Below are 16,303 nucleotides of genomic sequence, written 5' to 3'. Positions count from 1 at the left end.
TTCTCGTTGCTCGGTTACGCAGATAAGCAAAGGTCAAAGCCAATCGATAATCACGCAGCCAGGGCAGCATGCAGTTCTTGCAGCTTGGCGCGCACCGATGTGTCGAGCACTTCATCGCCGACTACTACGCGTACGCCGCCAATCAGCGAGTTATCCACAGTTACCGAAGGGTTCAGCTTGCGGCCGAACTTCTTTTCCAGCGTGGCGGTCAAATCTTTCACTTGCGCTTCGGTCATTTCAAAAGCACTGGTGATCTCGACATCCGCAGCACCTTCTTGTGCGTTCTTCAGCACTTGAAATTGCTCGGCGATTTCCGGCAGCGCGATCAAACGACCGTTATCAACCAGCGTCGCGACGAAGTTCTTCACTTCGGCGGTCGCTGCTTGCGGCGATTTCAACAGCGCCAGGAACGTATCGGCGATTTGCTGATGCGTAAGGGCAGGATTGTGTGCCAGCGCCTTGACATCGGAATTGGCCGCTACCTGGCCCATCTCGACAACCAGATTCGCCCACGCAGCCAGGTCTTGCGACTTGGCTACACGGAACAGTGCTTCTGCATAAGGACGAGCAATCGTTGCAAGTTCAGCCATGATTACAGCTCTGTCTTCAGTTGGTTCAGCAAATCGGCATGTGCCGCAGTATCGACTTCGCGCTTGAGGATCTGTTCGGCGCCTTTGACCGCAAGGGTCGCAACTTCACCGCGCAGAGCTTCGCGTGCTTTAGTCATTTGCTGTTCCGCTTCGGCTTTAGCGTTAGCGATGATACGGGCAGCTTCTTCGGAAGCCGTTTTCTTGGCTTCGTCGACGATCAGCTGGCCGCGCTTTTCAGCTTCGCCAATACGCTTTTGACCTTCGTCGCGCGCGGTTGCCAGTTCTGCCGAAGCACGCTTTTCAGCGGCTGCCAGATCTGCCTTGCCGCGATCAGCGGCTGCCAGGCCGTCCGCGATCTTCTTGGCGCGCTCATCAAGCGCTTTTATCAGCGGCGGCCAGATGAATTTCATCGTGAAGCCGGCGAGGATAAAGAAGACCAGGAACTGCGCAAACAATGTTGCATTTAAGTTCACAGTAATTTCCTTCTCAGAATAACGTGGGCTGAAATGCTTTCAGCCGATTCGGTTACGCTCGATTAAATTACTTAGCGATGAACGGATTTGCGAATGCGAACAACATAGCGATACCAACACCGATCAGGAACGCAGCGTCGATCAGACCAGCCAACAGGAACATCTTGGTTTGCAGAGTGTTCATCAGTTCTGGTTGACGTGCCGATGCTTCCAGGTACTTACCGCCCATGATTGCAATACCGATACAAGCACCGATAGCGCCCAAACCGATGATCAAACCACAAGCCAAAGCAACAAAAGACAGATCAGTCATGACAATTCCTTCAAAGTTAAGTGAATACAAAAATTAATACAGAAAATTAATACAAAAAATCAATACAGAAACTAATACAAAAACAGATCTAAAACTAAAACCACAAATTCAAAACCGGCGCTCTTTAGTGAGCCTCATGTGCCTGGCCGATGTACACCAGAGTCAGCATCATGAAAATAAACGCTTGTAACAACACGATCAGGATATGGAAAATCGCCCAGATGGAACCGGCAATGACGTGGCCCACGAAACCGAACGCAGTAGCAGTCGAACCGAGCAACGCGATCAACAGGAACAACAACTCACCGGCATACATGTTGCCGAAAAGTCGCATCGCCAGCGACACGGTTTTTGCAGCAAATTCAATGATGTTCAGCAAGAGGTTGGCTGGAGCAAGCCAGATACCGAAAGGCGCGGCGACCAGTTCGTGCAGGAAACCGCCGATGCCCTTGATCTTGAAGCTGTAGTACAGCATCAGCACCAGTACGCCCAGGGCGATGCCCATGGTGCCGTTCAAGTCGGCGGTAGGTACTACGCGATGATGGGAAATGACACCATCCAGACCGACCCATTTGAAGAGGGTGGAGAACATGTCGACCGGCAGGAAGTCGAGCGAGTTCATCAGGGCGACCCAGATGAATACGGTCAGCGCCAACGGTGCGATAAAGCTGCGATCGCCGTGGACGATGCCCTTGGCTTGATCGTCGACCATCTCGACTACCATTTCGACGAAAGCCTGGAAGCGCCCTGGTACGCCCGCAGTCGCTTTACGCGCGGCGAGATACATCAACAGGCAACCGACTACGCCTGCAAATACCGACCAGAAGATCGTGTCGATATTGATAATCGAAAAATCGACTATCTTGGATTGATGGCCAGTGGAAAAATGTCCGAGGTGATGGACAATATATTCTGAGGGGGTTAGTGCTTCGCTTGGAGCTACAGTCATGATCGATGTCTAAAAAGTAAAATTATGTAACTTTTGAGTACCACAATGAAGCTGACGATAAATGCCGGCCAATTCAAATCGTGATACAACCATACGACCGCGCCAACCAGCGCAATCGTTGTAGCAATTTTGACAAACTCACCGATGAAAAAAGACATCGGGTTGGCGCCGCCTGGTTTGCGCGCGCTGATGTAAAGACGGAGAGCAAACAATCCGTTGGGAACCGCGCAACACACACCACCTAAAAGCGCGGACCAAAATCCGGATACGCCGGCCAGTAAACCTGCCACAGCTGCCAGCACGACCGTAGTAATGAATTGCATAAGCACGATGCGCAGCATACTGACCCAATATTGTGCGAAAGCTATTCGCCGAACAGAACGCGACTGCAACTTAGTCGATGCAGCGCAGCTAATTCCCCCCAGCTCATTCTAGTCTACGGCTGTTTTAGAAGCCCGAGGATTATAAAGGCTGGCCGCGGCTTTCGTCAAACTTTTGCTGCCGAATCATAAGCTTATGCAACACCTGGACTTGATTAAAAAGGTCGGCCTTGCGTGTCATGCAATCGGATCGGCAGTCAATTTGATTGTGACCGATGCACCAATATTGTGAGACCGCCCTATTTTTTCCGTTTTGCGTTTTTTCTACTCTGCACCTTTGAGACGAGCAATCAAACCGTCAAGCGTATCCAGATCCGAGAAATCGATAATCAGCTGACCGCGATTCTTGGCTGCGGTCTTGATTGTTACCTGGGTCGCCAGCAAATCAGACAACTCTTCTTCCAGCCGCGCGATATCGCGCGACTTTTCCTTGGTTTTGGCTGGCCGGCTAGCTGAATCGGCCTCGGTGGTGGTGCGCACCACGAGTTTTTCGGTATCGCGTACCGACATCCGTTTGGCCACGACCTGGTTGGCCAGCGTGATCTGGGTTGCGGCGTCCACCGCCAGCAGCGCCCGCGCGTGGCCCATATCGATATCGCCCGCCATCAGCATGGTTTGCACCGGCCTGGCCAGGTTCAGCAATCGCAACAGATTCGAGACCGCACTGCGCGAACGCCCTACCGATACCGCTGCCTGCTCATGGGTAAAGCTGAAATCGGTGATCAGACGGTGAATACCTTGCGCTTCTTCCAGCGGATTCAGGTCTTCGCGCTGCATGTTTTCGATCAGCGCCATCGCCGCAGTGGTCTGGTCGTCGACATCCTTGACCAGCACCGGCACCTCGATCAGGCCGGCCAGCTGCGCCGCACGGAAGCGCCGCTCACCCGCGATGATTTCATAGTGCTGGGAACCATTGTGCAAGGCGATCGGCCGCACCAGGATCGGCTGCAGCAAGCCCTGCTCCTTGATCGACGCTGCCAGCTCGGCCAAGGCGCCCTCGTCCATGCGCGTACGCGGCTGGTATTTACCGGCTTGCATGACGGTGACCGCCAATACCGATGGCGCGCCGGCAATAGTCGGCACAGCTTCCGTGATATCGGTGGAGCCGCCCAGTAAAGCCTCCAGGCCGCGGCCCAATCCTTTTGATTTTTTCGTGACCATCTTTTCCTACCGTAAATTACTGATTACCTTGCAACGGGGTTGTGGATAACTCTGTTGATAACCCTGTTTGCAACCATATTGATAAGCTGTTGATGAGTTGCGTATAAGTCTGTGCAAAGGCGGTGTATAGCCGGTGTACAACTTATGTATTACATTGTCTTGATACGTTCTACCATCTCGGCGCCAAAGGCGATATAAGCCTGCGCCCCTTTGGAAGCGGCGTCAAAAGTGACACCCGGCATGCCATACGACGGCGCTTCCGCCAGACGCACGTTGCGCGGGATAACCGTCTTGAACACCTTGTCGCCAAAGTGCTTTTCCAACTCCTCCGAAACCTGTTGCGATAAAGTCATGCGTGGATCGAACATGACACGCAGCAGGCCGATGATCTTGAGGTCGGGATTCAGGTTGGCGTGTACCTTCTTGATGGTGTTGACCAGGTCCGACAAACCTTCCAGCGCATAGTATTCACACTGCATCGGGATGATTACCCCGTTCGCTGCGCACAATCCGTTCAGCGTCAGCATCGAGAGCGCCGGCGGACAGTCGATCAGGATGAAATCGTATTCGTCTGCAACGCTGGTGAAAGCATCCTTCAAACGTTTCTCGCGATTTTCCAGCTCGACCATTTCCACTTCGGCACCGGCCAGTTCACGATTTGCCGGTAGCACATCAAAGCCGCCGGTCTCTGAAGTTTTGCGGACCGCTTTGATATCCGACATCCCCAACAGCACTTCGTAGATCGACGCCGTCAGCGTGCCCTTGTTGATCCCGGCGCCCATGGTGGCATTACCCTGTGGATCGAGATCGGCCAGCAAGACGCGTTGATTCAGTTGCGCCAGGCCAGCGGCCAGATTGACGGCGGTGGTGGTTTTACCGACCCCGCCCTTTTGATTGGCGACACAAAATATTTTTGCCATGTATTGGTATGAAGGTCGTGATTTAGTTAGTCGTTAATTTGATGCCAAAACCGATCAGGAAAATTCCTGCGGCTTTGGAGGCGAATGCGGCAATACGGCGATTGTGTCCCAGGCGTTTGGCAGCAGTGTTCCCGAGCAGTACCAGCAGACTACCGTAAAACAGCGCGCAACTGGAGATGATTGCAGCCATGGTCAGGAATGTGAGGCTGCCGCGCTGCGTCGCCGGATCGATGAACAACGGGAAAAACGCCATGTAAAACACAATTGCCTTGGGATTGACCAAGGTCACCAGGAAGCCGCGGGAAAAATTGCCGGCGCCGGTAAAACCGACAGCGGCACTGGCGTCAGCACCCTTCTTCGCAAATAACAATTTGCAGCCGAGGTAAGCCAGATAAGCAGCGCCTAAATATTGCACGCCCTTGAACACCAGCGGATTCGCTGTCAGCAAGGCTGCTACGCCTATCGCTGCCAAAAACATCAGCACGGCGTCGCCCAGCATGATGCCGAACAGCGATGCATAACCGCCCCGCACGCCATGCCGGCCGGCGCTGGTCAGGATACAAAAAGTACCGGCACCCGGCAGCATCAGGAACACCATGGTGGCGACGATCAATTGCCAGACATCGGTAATGCCGAGGGTATGAAACAAGGCGCTCATGATGAATTTACTCCTGTGATGGATCAGGCTGAGATTGGACAGGCTACCTTACTGTAGTTTGGTATTACTGCTTCGTCTACGCTGCACTGCGTTTGATAAAAATCAGATGGCGTTCTGCATCCAGTCCCGGCACCTTTAGTGGCCGCACTTCCGTCACTTGCCAACCGGCTGGCAGGCGCGCGATTTCTTCGTCCGGCTGTATGCCCTTGAGAGCAATGAATTGGCCATTATCCGTCAACAAATGCGCTGACCAGTTAATAAAATCCGCCAGCTCGGCAAATGCCCTGGAAGTGATCACATCAAATTTTTGCACTACCTGCAACTGCTCTACTCTTGCGGTATGAACTGTGACGTTGGCAAGGCCTAGCTCGGCTTTGACCTGCGTCAGGAATGCCGTTTTCTTGTGCACCGTGTCGATCATCGACACCCGCATCGCCGGCTTGGCCTTGGCAGCCCAGATCGCCAGGATCACTCCTGGCAGGCCGCCGCCCGAGCCGACGTCCAGCACATGCTCCGCCGCGGCAAAGGCCGGCACCACCGCCAGGGAGTCCAGCAAATGGTGCGTCATCATCTGCGCTGGTTCGCGGATCGAAGTCAGGTTATAGGTCCGGTTCCACTTCGCCAACAATGCCAGATAAGCCAGCAATTGCTGCTGCTGTTGGGGATCCAATTCGATCCCCAATGCTTGCGCACCTTGCTGCAGGCTCGCTTCCAGCGCTTGTTGTGCCGCTGGCGCGGTCTGCGTTGAACTCATGGTGCCACTCCTCGATTATCCCGGCAATTACCTTGATGGTAGTTGATTATTAAGCAATTACGTAATTTAGCAATCAGGCAGCCTGATCGTCTGCATCCAGACGCTTCATGCCACCTTTTTTCAGGTGCACCAGCAACAGCGACAACGCCGCCGGCGTGACGCCTGAAATCCGCGAAGCCTGGCCGAAAGTTTCCGGCTTGTGCAGGTTCAGCTTTTGGCGCACCTCAATCGACAAGGCTTGCACATCCATGTAATCCAGATCGGCAGGCAGCTTCAGGTTTTCATTGTGCTCATGGCGCTCTACTTCTTTCGCCTGGCGGTCAATGTAGCCGGCGTATTTAACCTGGATCTCGACTTGTTCCTTGACCGTATCGTCCTGAACGCCCGGGCCACCCAGATCCTGGCCATCGATACCCTTGAGCGTCATCAGTTGATCATAAGTAACGTTTGGCCGGCGCAACAGGTCGACCAGGGAATATTCGCGCTCAATGGACTTGCCAAGCAAACGCTCGGCTTCTGCTTCGGCCACGATGCGGGGATTCACCCAGGTTGAACGCAGGCGTTCCATCTCCAGCGCTACCGCTTCGCGTTTCTTCTCGAACTGCACCCATTGCGCATCACCGACGCAACCGAGCTGACGGCCGATCTCTGTCAGGCGCAAGTCAGCGTTATCTTCGCGCAGGCTGAGGCGATACTCGGCGCGGCTGGTGAACATGCGGTAAGGCTCTTGCACGCCTTGGGTAATCAGGTCGTCGACCAGTACACCAAGGTAAGCCTCGTCGCGCCGTGGAGTCCAGGCATCGCGTTCTTGTGTTTGCAAAGCGGCGTTCAAGCCGGCCAGCATACCTTGGGCCGCTGCCTCTTCATAACCTGTAGTGCCATTGATCTGACCCGCAAAGTACAAGCCTTGAATCAATTTGGTTTCCAGCGAAGCCTTCAAACCACGTGGATCGAAGTAATCGTATTCGATAGCGTAACCGGGGCGCAGGATGTGCGCGTTCTCCAACCCGCGCATCGAATGCACCAAAGCCAGCTGCACATCGAATGGCAAACTTGTCGAAATGCCATTCGGGTAGAACTCGTTGGTGGTCAAGCCTTCCGGTTCCAGGAATATCTGATGCGAATCCTTGCCGGCAAAGCGATGGATCTTGTCTTCGATGGATGGACAGTAACGCGGCCCCACTCCCTCTATCACGCCGGTATACATCGGGCTGCGATCGAGGCCGGCACGAATGATGTCATGCGTTTGCTGGTTGGTATGGGTAATCCAGCATGGCAGTTGCGCCGGGTGCATCGCAGTATTCCCCATCACGGAAAATACTGGCACCGGATCGAGATCGCCCGGTTGCTCCTGCATCACCGAAAAATCGATGGTGCGGCCATCGATACGTGGTGGCGTGCCGGTCTTCAGACGACCTTGCGGCAGCTTCAGTTCTTTCAGGCGTGCCGACAAGGAAATCGCCGGTGGATCGCCGGCGCGACCAGCCGAATAGTTATTGAGACCAACGTGGATCTTCCCATCCAGGAAAGTACCGGCGGTCAAGACCACTGCCCTGCTACGGAACTGGATGCCAACTTGCGTCACGGCGCCAACCACGCGATCGCCCTCTACCAGCAGATCATCCACGGCTTGCTGGAACAACCAAAGGTTTTCCTGATTTTCCAGCCGGGAGCGAATCGCTTGCTTGTACAGGATACGGTCGGCTTGCGCGCGGGTTGCGCGTACTGCCGGACCTTTTGAGGAATTCAGGATACGAAACTGGATACCTGCTTCATCGGTGGCGATAGCCATCGCGCCACCCATGGCATCAACCTCTTTTACAAGGTGGCCCTTGCCTATCCCACCAATTGAAGGATTGCACGACATCTGACCCAAGGTCTCGATATTGTGAGTCAACAATAAAGTCTTTTGGCCCATGCGAGCGGACGCCAGCGCGGCTTCGGTGCCGGCATGACCGCCGCCGACGACGATTACATCAAAATTTGTAGGAAAAAGCATAGTGCGCCTCTTAGAGACGATGAAAAACAGTGAGCAGAGGCGTGATTATAAAGCATGCAGCCTTCGCCTACACTCCTAGTGTAGTGTGCAGATCACTACGGCGACCACAACACAACAGATGTTTCACGTGAAACATTGCAATATCGGATTCTTGAAAACGTCAAAACAAAAACGGCGATTGTTTCACGTGAAACAATCGCCGCTTATGGAAAAGTATCTCTACCTACCTGCTCACCTGCTTGGGCACCTATTTAAGGAAAGCATCGTAACCAGTTTTCAAGATCAATACCGACACCACCAGCAAAAACAGCTTCCGCACAAAGCCACTGCCATGTTTGAGTGCGAGCCTTGTACCGACCAACGATCCACCGACATTGCAGATAGCCATTATCAATCCAAGCTGCCAGATGATATGTCCGCTATATCCAAACCACAGCAAGGCAGCCAAATTGGTCGCGACGTTAATAACCTTGGATACGGCCGAAGCCGCCAGGAAATCGAAGCCAAAAAACCGTACAAACAGGAAAATCAGGAAGCTACCTGTGCCAGGGCCAAAAACACCGTCATAAAATCCGATACCGCCACCAATCAATATCGCGAGCAGTTTCTCTTTCGATCCGGTATGCAGGGGGGCATGGATGCTACCGAAGTCTTTCTTCTTCACCGTATATATGGCGACAGCCAGCAAAATAAAGGGTAGAGACTTACGAATCGCCTCGGTCGGTATATGGGTAACGACATAAGCACCCAGGAAGGAAAGCACAAATGCCGCTCCCGCCGCAGGCAGTGCAGCACTCCATGCCAGCTTGACCCGCCTGGAGAAATTGATTGCCGCAGCGCTAGTACCGAATATCCCCGCCAGTTTATTAGTCCCGAAGATGGTGGCTGGTGCTGTATTAGGCAGCATCGAGAACAGGGCTGGAATCTGGATCAAGCCCCCTCCTCCAACCACCGCATCAATCAAACCTGCAACGAAACTGGCAACGGCCAAAATAAGAAAATCGGGAAATAACTCAGGCATGGTGTGGCAAACGAAGTTTGATGGATATTGAAGACATGCAATTTTACGTGTCTGAACCTGAATAGGCATGCAGGATGGCTATGTTATTTAGTCATAGCTATCCAAGTAATTCGATTAGCTGGAAAAAATGGGGAGGCTCGGATAAGCCCGGTAGGATGGGCACATCGTGCCCATCCTACCGGGCTGCCTATTATTTGGGCAGATGATGTTAATCCTTACCCTAAAACAAAAAACCCGTACCAGCTAAGCTGAGTACGGGTTTTTAACCACGGGCCAGGATTACGTCATCGACTATCTACTTTCGGAAGATCGCTTACTAATCAAAGCAGAAATCTCACCGACAATCCCCCGCCGGAACGCCAGCACGCAAACGATAAAAATGAAACCGGTAACGATAGTCACCGATTCGCCCAGCCCGTTAAACCAGTCAATATGGGTAACAGATGCAAGCCAGGTACCAATATCGCCCAGTTTGTTTTCCAGCATGATGATGATCAACGCACCGACAATCGGACCGATGATAGTACCCAAGCCACCCACCAGCGTCATCAACACCACCAATCCGGACATCGTCCAATGCACGTCGGTCAGCGTTTCGAAACCCAGCACCAGCGTCTTGGTAGAACCGGCCAGGCCCGACAAAGCAGCCGACAACACGAAGGCCAGCAGCTTGTAACGATTAACGTCGTAGCCCAGCGAAATGGCGCGCGGCTCATTTTCCTTGATGGCTTTCAGTACCTGGCCAAACGGAGAATTCACGGTACGCACGATCAGCGCAAAGCCGGCCACGGCAATCGCCAACACCACATAGTACAAATTCAAGTCGTTACCAAGATCGATGAAGCCCAGCAAATGCCCGCGCGGTACACCTTGCAAACCATCCTCGCCGCCAGTGAACGGCATTTGCAGACAAACGAAATACAGCATCTGCGCCAGCGCCAAAGTGATCATCGTGAAGTAAATCCCCTGGCGACGGATCGCCAGGCTGCCCATCACCAGCCCGATCAAAGCACCCGCGGCAGTACCTGCAATCAGCCCGACTTCCGTTGGCAAGCCCAGAGTCGTCAACATATAACCGGCAATGTATCCGGCGCCGCCAAAAAATGCGGCATGTCCAAACGACAACAAACCGGTAAAGCCGATCAGCAGATTGAAGGCGCAGGCAAACAGCGCGAAGCAGATGATCTTCATCAGGAACACCGGGTAAATACCGAACGGTGCTGCCAGTAAGGCCACTAACAGCAAGCCGTAGCCGATCTTCTTGGTATTCATACTCATGCTCATAGCTGCTCCGCTCATTTCTCTTTACCGAACAGGCCTGCCGGCCGGATCATCAGCACAATCGCCATCACGATAAACACCACCGTGGCCGACGCTTCCGGATAAAACACCCGGGTCAGCCCCTCAATTACGCCTAACGCCAGGCCGGTAATGATCGATCCCATGATGGAACCCATGCCACCGATCACTACAACCGCGAATACGACGATAATCAGGTTCGAGCCCATCAGTGGCGAGACCTGGATCACCGGCGCCGCCAGCACCCCGGCAAAGGCCGCCAAAGCGACGCCGAAGCCGTAAGTCAAGGTCACCATCAGCGGCACGTTGACGCCGAACGCTTCAACCAGTTTCGGATTCTCGGTACCGGCGCGCAGATATGCGCCGAGCTTGGTCTTTTCAATCACGAACCAGGTTGAGAAACACACCGTCAGCGATGCCACCACCACCCAGGCGCGGTAATTCGGCAGCACCATGAAGCCGAGATCGGTAGCGCCACTCAACAGGTCAGGAACCGAAAACGGCTGCCCTGAGACGCCATAGAACGAGCGGAAGATCCCCTCCACCATCAAGGTGATGCCGAAGGTCAGCAACAAGCCGTAAAGATGATCCAGCTTGTACAGCCAGCGCAGCATGGTCTTCTCTATGACGATGCCGAACAAGCCCACCAGCAGCGGCGCCAGGATCAGCATCACCCAGTAATTCAGGTTGAAATAAGTCAGGCCGATCCAGGCCAGGAACGCGCCCATCATGTACAGCGCACCGTGCGCGAAATTAATCACGTTGAGCAGGCCGAAGATCACCGCCAGGCCGAGCGACAGCATGGCGTAAAACGAACCGTTGACGAGGCCCAGCAACAGCTGGCTCATCAAGGCTTGAAAAGGAATGCCGAATATTTCCATGGCAATGTCATCAAAAAAATCACTCGGGCGAGTGAAGGACAATCGAACAGCGCATCGGACAAAATATCAAACAGCGAACCGGCCTGCGCATCTCATCGGAAATGTGCAGGCCGGCAGCAGGTTGACGATGCGCCAGGCATATCTTCAGACCACGCAATTGACCTTGGCTCACAACCTTGGTTCTTAACCACGGTCAAGTGCGGTTACTGCAGAGCTGCTATATCATTTCCACAATCCGCACTTGCTCTCGGCCTTGGTGGTGAAAGCCTGCTCGCCAGGGATAGTCTGGATCTTGGTCAGGTAATCCCAAGGGTATTTCGAGTCAGCCGGCGCCTTGACCTGATACAGCGTCATGTCATGCACCACCCGGCCATCTGGACGCAGATAAGCGTTCTTGGCATACATGTCGTTGAACTTGGCGGTGCGCAGGTGCGCCATCACCTTCTCGCCGTCATCCGTGCCGATCGCCTTGACCGCCATCAGGTATTGCATCGCGGCGGAATAATCGGCCGCTTGCAAACTGGACGGTTCCTTTTTCATTTTTTCGAAATAGCGCTTGGCCCATTTGCGCGATTCGTCGTTTTGATCCCAGTACCAGCTGTCGGTCAGGTACATGCCCTGAGTTTGTTTCAGTGTCAGCGAATGGATGTCGTTGATGAACACCAGCAAACCGGCCAGCTTGGCGTTCTTGGTGACACCAAATTCGTTGGCTGCCTTGACCGCATTGATCAAATCGCCGCCGGCATTCGCCAGGCCGATGATTTGTGCTTTGGACGATTGTGCCTGCAGCATGAAGGAAGAGAAATCGGAAGCGTTCAGCGGATGCTTGACCGCGCCCAATACGGTGCCGCCGGCAGCTTTCACCACTGCGGTCGTATCTTTTTCCAGCGACGCGCCAAATGCATAGTCGGCGGTCAGGAAATACCAGGTCTTGCCACCATGATTTACCACGGCCGAGCCGGTACCTTTGGCCAAGGCGTAGGTATCGTAAGCATAGTGCACGGTGTAAGGTGTGCATTCTTCATTCGTCAGGCGCGTGCTGCCGGCGCCGATTTCGAAGAACGGCTTCTTCTTTTCAGCGGTAATCTTTGCCATCGCCAAAGCAGTACCGGAGTTGGTGCCGCCGATCAGCATGTCCAGTCCTTGCTGGTCAAACCATTCGCGTGCCTTGCTCGATGCGATGTCGGCTTTATTCTGATGATCAGCCGTCACCAGTTCGATCTTCTTGCCGTTGATGCTGCCGCCCATATCGGCAATCGCCATCTTGATCGCTTCAGCGCCGCCAGGGCCGTCGATGTCGGAGTAGACGCTCGACATGTCGGTGATGAAACCGATCTTGATGACGTCACCGGAAATCTGCGCCGATGCAGGCACTGCAAAACCGAGAGCGATGGTGCTGCTCACCGCGACTGCCAAAGTCTTTAATTTGATATTCATTGTCTTCTCCATTTTTTAAACGACTCGTCATCTCGCAATTAGCGAGACTCCCTGCCCAAACTACACACCTAATAATGCATTCAACACCGGCATCTTTTCTTCCAGCTGCGACGACGCAAACGACTCGACAATCTGACCGTGTTCCATCACGTAAAAACGATCGGCCAAAGGCGCTGCAAACCGGAAGTTCTGCTCCACCATCACGATCGTGTAACCCTTGGCTTTCAACGTGGTGATCATGCGTGCCAGCGTTTGCACAATCACCGGCGCCAGGCCTTCGGAAATTTCATCCAGCAACAACAAACGTGCACCGGTGCGCAAGATGCGCGCAACCGCCAGCATCTGCTGTTCACCGCCGGAGAGCCGCGTGCCCTGGCTGTTCCTGCGTTCTTTCAGGTTGGGAAACATGTCATAGATTTCTTCGACAGACATGCCCTTTTCAGTGGTCGACAGCGACGGCGGCAACAGCAGGTTTTCTTCCGTCGACAGGGACGAAAAAATGCCGCGCTCTTCAGGACAATAACCAACGCCGTGATGGGCAATCTTGTAGGTCGGTAGCGCGATGGTTTCAACGCCGCCGATCTTGATCGATCCCTTACGTGCACCGGTGAGGCCCATGATCGCGCGCATGGTGGTGGTGCGGCCGGCGCCGTTGCGGCCCAGCAGCGTCACCACTTCGCCCTTGTTCACACTCAGATTCACATTGTGCAAAATATGCGATTCGCCATACCAGGCTTGCAGATTTTCGAGCTCTAGCGCAGGCGTACCTTTAGCAGCCGCGCCGACAGATGGGGATTGTGGGGAATCAACTGCAGACATCAATGCGCTCCTGCCAGTACCTCGGTAGTGGTGCCCATATAGGCTTCCATTACCAACGGGTTCTTCGAGACTTCTTCATAGCGGCCTTCCGCCAGCATCGCGCCACGTTGCAGCACGCTGATCTTGTCGCAGATGCCTGACACCACATTCATGTTGTGCTCCACCATCAGGATGGTGCGGCCGGCAGATACCTTCTTGATCAGTGCCGTGACCCGGTCGACGTCTTCATGTCCCATGCCTTGCGTGGGTTCATCCAGCAGCATCAGTTCCGGCTCCATACCCAGGGTAGTGGCAATCTCCAACGCCCGCTTGCGGCCGTATGGCAAATCGACTGTCAGGGTATCGGCAAACTCGGTGAGGTCGACTTCTGCCAGCAACTCCATCGCGCGCTCATTCAATTGCGCCAGCGACTTGCCGCTTTTCCAGAAATGGTACGAAGTCCCCAGTGTGCGCTGCAATCCTATGCGGACATTCTCCATCACGCTCAAATGCGGGAAAACAGCAGAAATCTGGAAGGAACGGATGATCCCCTGGCGCGCGATCTGGGCCGGCGCATCGGTGGTGATATCGCGGCCATTGAACAGGATCTGGCCGGAAGTCGGCACCAGGAATTTAGTCAGCAGATTGAAACAAGTCGTCTTCCCTGCCCCGTTGGGACCGATCAGTGCGTGGATATGGCCGCGCTCGACCTGCAGGTTAACGCCATTAACGGCCGTAAACCCCCTGAACTCCTTGGTCAGGTTTTTTGTCTCCAAGATGATGTCGGTCATCTGGTCTCCTATTGATATTGCTTGTTAGGAACATTCCTGGCGTAAAGATAATATGGCAATCATCTTATCAGCCTTATATTTTTTTATGGATACTACCGTTGCCACTCTACTGGAGCAATACGTAGAAATACTATACAAAAACTTTACAGAAATTAACTATGCCTGACAAAATAGTTTGCTCGATATTTACGCAAGGAAACTAGATTACCCTGAATAGTCTCTGCTAGCGGCCTTCCTTTATGAATTTTGCTGCCATTTCCGCAATCATCAAGGTCGGTGAATTGGTGTTGCCGGAGGTGATCGTCGGCATCACGGAGGCATCAACCACGCGCAATCCGGCTACGCCCTTAACCCTGAGCTGGCTATCTACCACCGCCATCGGATCGTCGCCACGGCCCATCTTGCAGGTCCCTACCGGATGGAAAATCGTGGTGCCTACCTCACCGGCAGCCTTGATCAATTCTTCTTCAGTCCGGTATTGCAAACCAGGCTTGAATTCTTCCGGCAGATACCTTTGTAACGCCGGTGCAGCAATAATTTTTCTGGTAAGCAACAACGAAGCTGCCGCCACTTTACGGTCTTCATCGGTATCCAGATAATTCAACGTGATTTTTGGTGCTGCCTCCGCCGCACCTGAACCGATCCGTACCTGGCCGCGCGAAGTCGGACGCAAATTACAGACGCTAGCGGTAAAAGCTGGAAACGCATGCAAAGGATCGCCGAATTTCTCCAGCGATAAAGGCTGCACGTGATATTCCAGATTCGCAGTCGACTGCGCTGCATCGGATTTGGCAAACGCTCCCAATTGCGAAGGCGCCATCGACATCGGGCCGCTCTGCCTCAGCAGATATTCCATGCCGATTTTAGCTTTGCCAAACCAGTTGTTACTCATCGTGTTCAGAGTCTTGACGCCGCTAACCTTGAACGCCATCCTGATCTGCAAATGATCTTGCAGATTCTCGCCCACACCCGGCGTATCCTGCATGACCGGAATTTGATGCTGCTGCAATAGCGCCGCCGGACCGATGCCGGACAATTGCAAAATTTGCGGAGAACCTACAGCGCCCGCACTTAATAAAGTTTCGCGGCTGGCCTCGGCATGCCACTCCTTGCCGCCGCCAGAAAACTGAACCCCTTTGCACACCAGCCCCTGCTCACTGCGCTCCAGCACCAGCCGCTTGGCCTGGCAGCCAGTCATGATCGTTAAATTGCCGCGGCCGCTGGCGGAACGCAAAAACGCCTTGGCTGCGTTCCAGCGAATACCGCGTTTCTGGTTGACGTCAAAGTAGCCGGATCCCTCATTGTCGCCGCGATTAAAGTCGTCAACCTTAGGGATCCCTACTTCAGCAGCAGCATCCCGGAAAGCATCCAGGATTTTCCAGGACAAACGCTGTTTTTCAACGCGCCACTCACCGCCAGCGCCGTGGAATTCATTAGCGCCGCCGTAGTGATCTTCGCTCTTTTTAAACAATGGCAGCACCTGTTCCCAGCGCCATGCCGGATCGCCGGTAAGCTGCGCCCACTGATCATAATCACGCGCCTGGCCGCGCATGTAAATCATGCCGTTGATCGATGAGCTTCCACCCAATACCTTACCGCGCGGATAGATCAGGCTACGTCCATTCAAACCGACATCAGGTTCAGTACGGTACATCCAGTCGGTGCGAGGATTATTGATGCAATACAGGTAGCCGACAGGAATATGGATCCAGATGTAATCGTCTTTTGCGCCTGCTTCAATCAGTAGCACCCTGACCGAACTATCCTGTGTCAAACGATTCGCCAACACACAGCCGGCGGTCCCCGCGCCAATCACGATGTAGTCGTACTTACCTGCTGTTTCCATGCGTCTCTTTCTATTTTCTAATTATTTATATTA

General features: G+C 53.7%; 17 protein-coding genes. All 17 read right to left on the bottom strand.

Annotated elements, in window-relative coordinates; translation table 11 throughout:
* Positions 1–50: 50 nt before the first annotated feature.
* Positions 51–590, bottom strand: coding sequence for a F0F1 ATP synthase subunit delta (locus tag BM029_RS18255; RefSeq protein ID WP_092354802.1), 540 nt, complete (start codon positions 588–590; stop codon positions 51–53).
* Positions 591–592: 2 nt separating this feature from the next.
* A complete protein-coding gene (locus tag BM029_RS18250; protein ID WP_092438435.1) occupies positions 593–1,063 on the bottom strand; it encodes a F0F1 ATP synthase subunit B in 471 nt (156 codons plus the stop codon).
* Positions 1,064–1,130: 67 nt separating this feature from the next.
* Positions 1,131–1,376: a F0F1 ATP synthase subunit C gene (gene atpE, locus BM029_RS18245; protein ID WP_011872763.1), complete on the bottom strand. Its 246-nt coding sequence runs from the start codon at positions 1,374–1,376 to the stop codon at positions 1,131–1,133.
* Positions 1,377–1,500: 124 nt separating this feature from the next.
* Complete coding sequence (atpB, locus tag BM029_RS18240) at positions 1,501–2,325, bottom strand: F0F1 ATP synthase subunit A (protein ID WP_092438433.1); 825 nt, start codon at positions 2,323–2,325, stop codon at positions 1,501–1,503.
* Positions 2,322–2,666, bottom strand: coding sequence for an ATP synthase subunit I (locus BM029_RS18235; protein ID WP_092438432.1), 345 nt, complete (start codon positions 2,664–2,666; stop codon positions 2,322–2,324). The genes atpB and BM029_RS18235 overlap by 4 nt, the downstream gene beginning before the upstream one ends.
* A gap of 303 nt (positions 2,667–2,969) precedes the next feature.
* Positions 2,970–3,866, bottom strand: coding sequence for a ParB/RepB/Spo0J family partition protein (locus tag BM029_RS18230; protein WP_092413156.1), 897 nt, complete (start codon positions 3,864–3,866; stop codon positions 2,970–2,972).
* Positions 3,867–4,015: 149 nt separating this feature from the next.
* Positions 4,016–4,786 (bottom strand): ParA family protein, encoded by a 771-nt coding sequence (locus BM029_RS18225; protein WP_092438430.1) that lies wholly within the window; start codon positions 4,784–4,786, stop codon positions 4,016–4,018.
* Between the two features lie 22 nt (positions 4,787–4,808).
* A complete protein-coding gene (gene leuE, locus BM029_RS18220; protein ID WP_092438428.1) occupies positions 4,809–5,444 on the bottom strand; it encodes a leucine efflux protein LeuE in 636 nt (211 codons plus the stop codon).
* Positions 5,445–5,520: 76 nt separating this feature from the next.
* A complete protein-coding gene (rsmG, locus tag BM029_RS18215) occupies positions 5,521–6,198 on the bottom strand; it encodes a 16S rRNA (guanine(527)-N(7))-methyltransferase RsmG (RefSeq protein WP_092438426.1) in 678 nt (225 codons plus the stop codon).
* A 73-nt stretch (positions 6,199–6,271) separates the two neighbouring features.
* Positions 6,272–8,197 carry a tRNA uridine-5-carboxymethylaminomethyl(34) synthesis enzyme MnmG gene (mnmG, locus tag BM029_RS18210; protein ID WP_092438424.1) on the bottom strand — a complete coding sequence of 642 codons (1,926 nt, stop codon included), beginning with the start codon at positions 8,195–8,197 and terminating at the stop codon, positions 6,272–6,274.
* 247 nt (positions 8,198–8,444) lie between these two features.
* A complete protein-coding gene (locus BM029_RS18205) occupies positions 8,445–9,218 on the bottom strand; it encodes a sulfite exporter TauE/SafE family protein (RefSeq protein WP_092438422.1) in 774 nt (257 codons plus the stop codon).
* A gap of 291 nt (positions 9,219–9,509) precedes the next feature.
* On the bottom strand, positions 9,510–10,517 hold the full coding sequence (locus BM029_RS18200; RefSeq protein WP_371329139.1) for a branched-chain amino acid ABC transporter permease: 1,008 nt from the start codon (positions 10,515–10,517) through the stop codon (positions 9,510–9,512).
* A complete protein-coding gene (locus tag BM029_RS18195; RefSeq protein ID WP_092438418.1) occupies positions 10,514–11,398 on the bottom strand; it encodes a branched-chain amino acid ABC transporter permease in 885 nt (294 codons plus the stop codon). The genes BM029_RS18200 and BM029_RS18195 overlap by 4 nt, the downstream gene beginning before the upstream one ends.
* Before the next feature lie 222 nt (positions 11,399–11,620).
* Positions 11,621–12,829 (bottom strand): ABC transporter substrate-binding protein, encoded by a 1,209-nt coding sequence (locus BM029_RS18190; protein WP_092438487.1) that lies wholly within the window; start codon positions 12,827–12,829, stop codon positions 11,621–11,623.
* Positions 12,830–12,895: 66 nt separating this feature from the next.
* Positions 12,896–13,654: an ABC transporter ATP-binding protein gene (locus tag BM029_RS18185; RefSeq protein WP_092438416.1), complete on the bottom strand. Its 759-nt coding sequence runs from the start codon at positions 13,652–13,654 to the stop codon at positions 12,896–12,898.
* On the bottom strand, positions 13,654–14,424 hold the full coding sequence (locus BM029_RS18180; RefSeq protein ID WP_092438414.1) for an ABC transporter ATP-binding protein: 771 nt from the start codon (positions 14,422–14,424) through the stop codon (positions 13,654–13,656). The genes BM029_RS18185 and BM029_RS18180 overlap by 1 nt, the downstream gene beginning before the upstream one ends.
* 223 nt (positions 14,425–14,647) lie before the next feature.
* A complete protein-coding gene (locus BM029_RS18175; RefSeq protein ID WP_092438412.1) occupies positions 14,648–16,270 on the bottom strand; it encodes a GMC family oxidoreductase in 1,623 nt (540 codons plus the stop codon).
* Positions 16,271–16,303: the final 33 nt, after the last annotated feature.

Origin of the sequence: Collimonas sp. OK607 (genome assembly GCF_900111995.1) — a bacterium.
Lineage (GTDB): Bacteria > Pseudomonadota > Gammaproteobacteria > Burkholderiales > Burkholderiaceae_D > Collimonas.
This window is presented reverse-complemented; position numbering and strand designations above follow the sequence as displayed.

Coding starts and splice junctions, on each gene's coding strand:
- BM029_RS18225 (WP_092438430.1), bottom strand. CDS start 4,786: ATGGCAAAAATATTTTGTGTCGCCAATCAAAAGGGCGGGGTCGGTAAA.
- BM029_RS18180 (WP_092438414.1), bottom strand. CDS start 14,424: ATGACCGACATCATCTTGGAGACAAAAAACCTGACCAAGGAGTTCAGG.
- BM029_RS18175 (WP_092438412.1), bottom strand. CDS start 16,270: ATGGAAACAGCAGGTAAGTACGACTACATCGTGATTGGCGCGGGGACC.
- atpE (WP_011872763.1), bottom strand. CDS start 1,376: ATGACTGATCTGTCTTTTGTTGCTTTGGCTTGTGGTTTGATCATCGGT.
- BM029_RS18185 (WP_092438416.1), bottom strand. CDS start 13,654: ATGTCTGCAGTTGATTCCCCACAATCCCCATCTGTCGGCGCGGCTGCT.
- BM029_RS18200 (WP_371329139.1), bottom strand. CDS start 10,517: ATGAGCGGAGCAGCTATGAGCATGAGTATGAATACCAAGAAGATCGGC.
- BM029_RS18205 (WP_092438422.1), bottom strand. CDS start 9,218: ATGCCTGAGTTATTTCCCGATTTTCTTATTTTGGCCGTTGCCAGTTTC.
- BM029_RS18255 (WP_092354802.1), bottom strand. CDS start 590: ATGGCTGAACTTGCAACGATTGCTCGTCCTTATGCAGAAGCACTGTTC.
- leuE (WP_092438428.1), bottom strand. CDS start 5,444: ATGAGCGCCTTGTTTCATACCCTCGGCATTACCGATGTCTGGCAATTG.
- BM029_RS18235 (WP_092438432.1), bottom strand. CDS start 2,666: ATGCTGCGCATCGTGCTTATGCAATTCATTACTACGGTCGTGCTGGCA.
- mnmG (WP_092438424.1), bottom strand. CDS start 8,197: ATGCTTTTTCCTACAAATTTTGATGTAATCGTCGTCGGCGGCGGTCAT.
- atpB (WP_092438433.1), bottom strand. CDS start 2,325: ATGACTGTAGCTCCAAGCGAAGCACTAACCCCCTCAGAATATATTGTC.
- BM029_RS18195 (WP_092438418.1), bottom strand. CDS start 11,398: ATGGAAATATTCGGCATTCCTTTTCAAGCCTTGATGAGCCAGCTGTTG.
- rsmG (WP_092438426.1), bottom strand. CDS start 6,198: ATGAGTTCAACGCAGACCGCGCCAGCGGCACAACAAGCGCTGGAAGCG.
- BM029_RS18230 (WP_092413156.1), bottom strand. CDS start 3,866: ATGGTCACGAAAAAATCAAAAGGATTGGGCCGCGGCCTGGAGGCTTTA.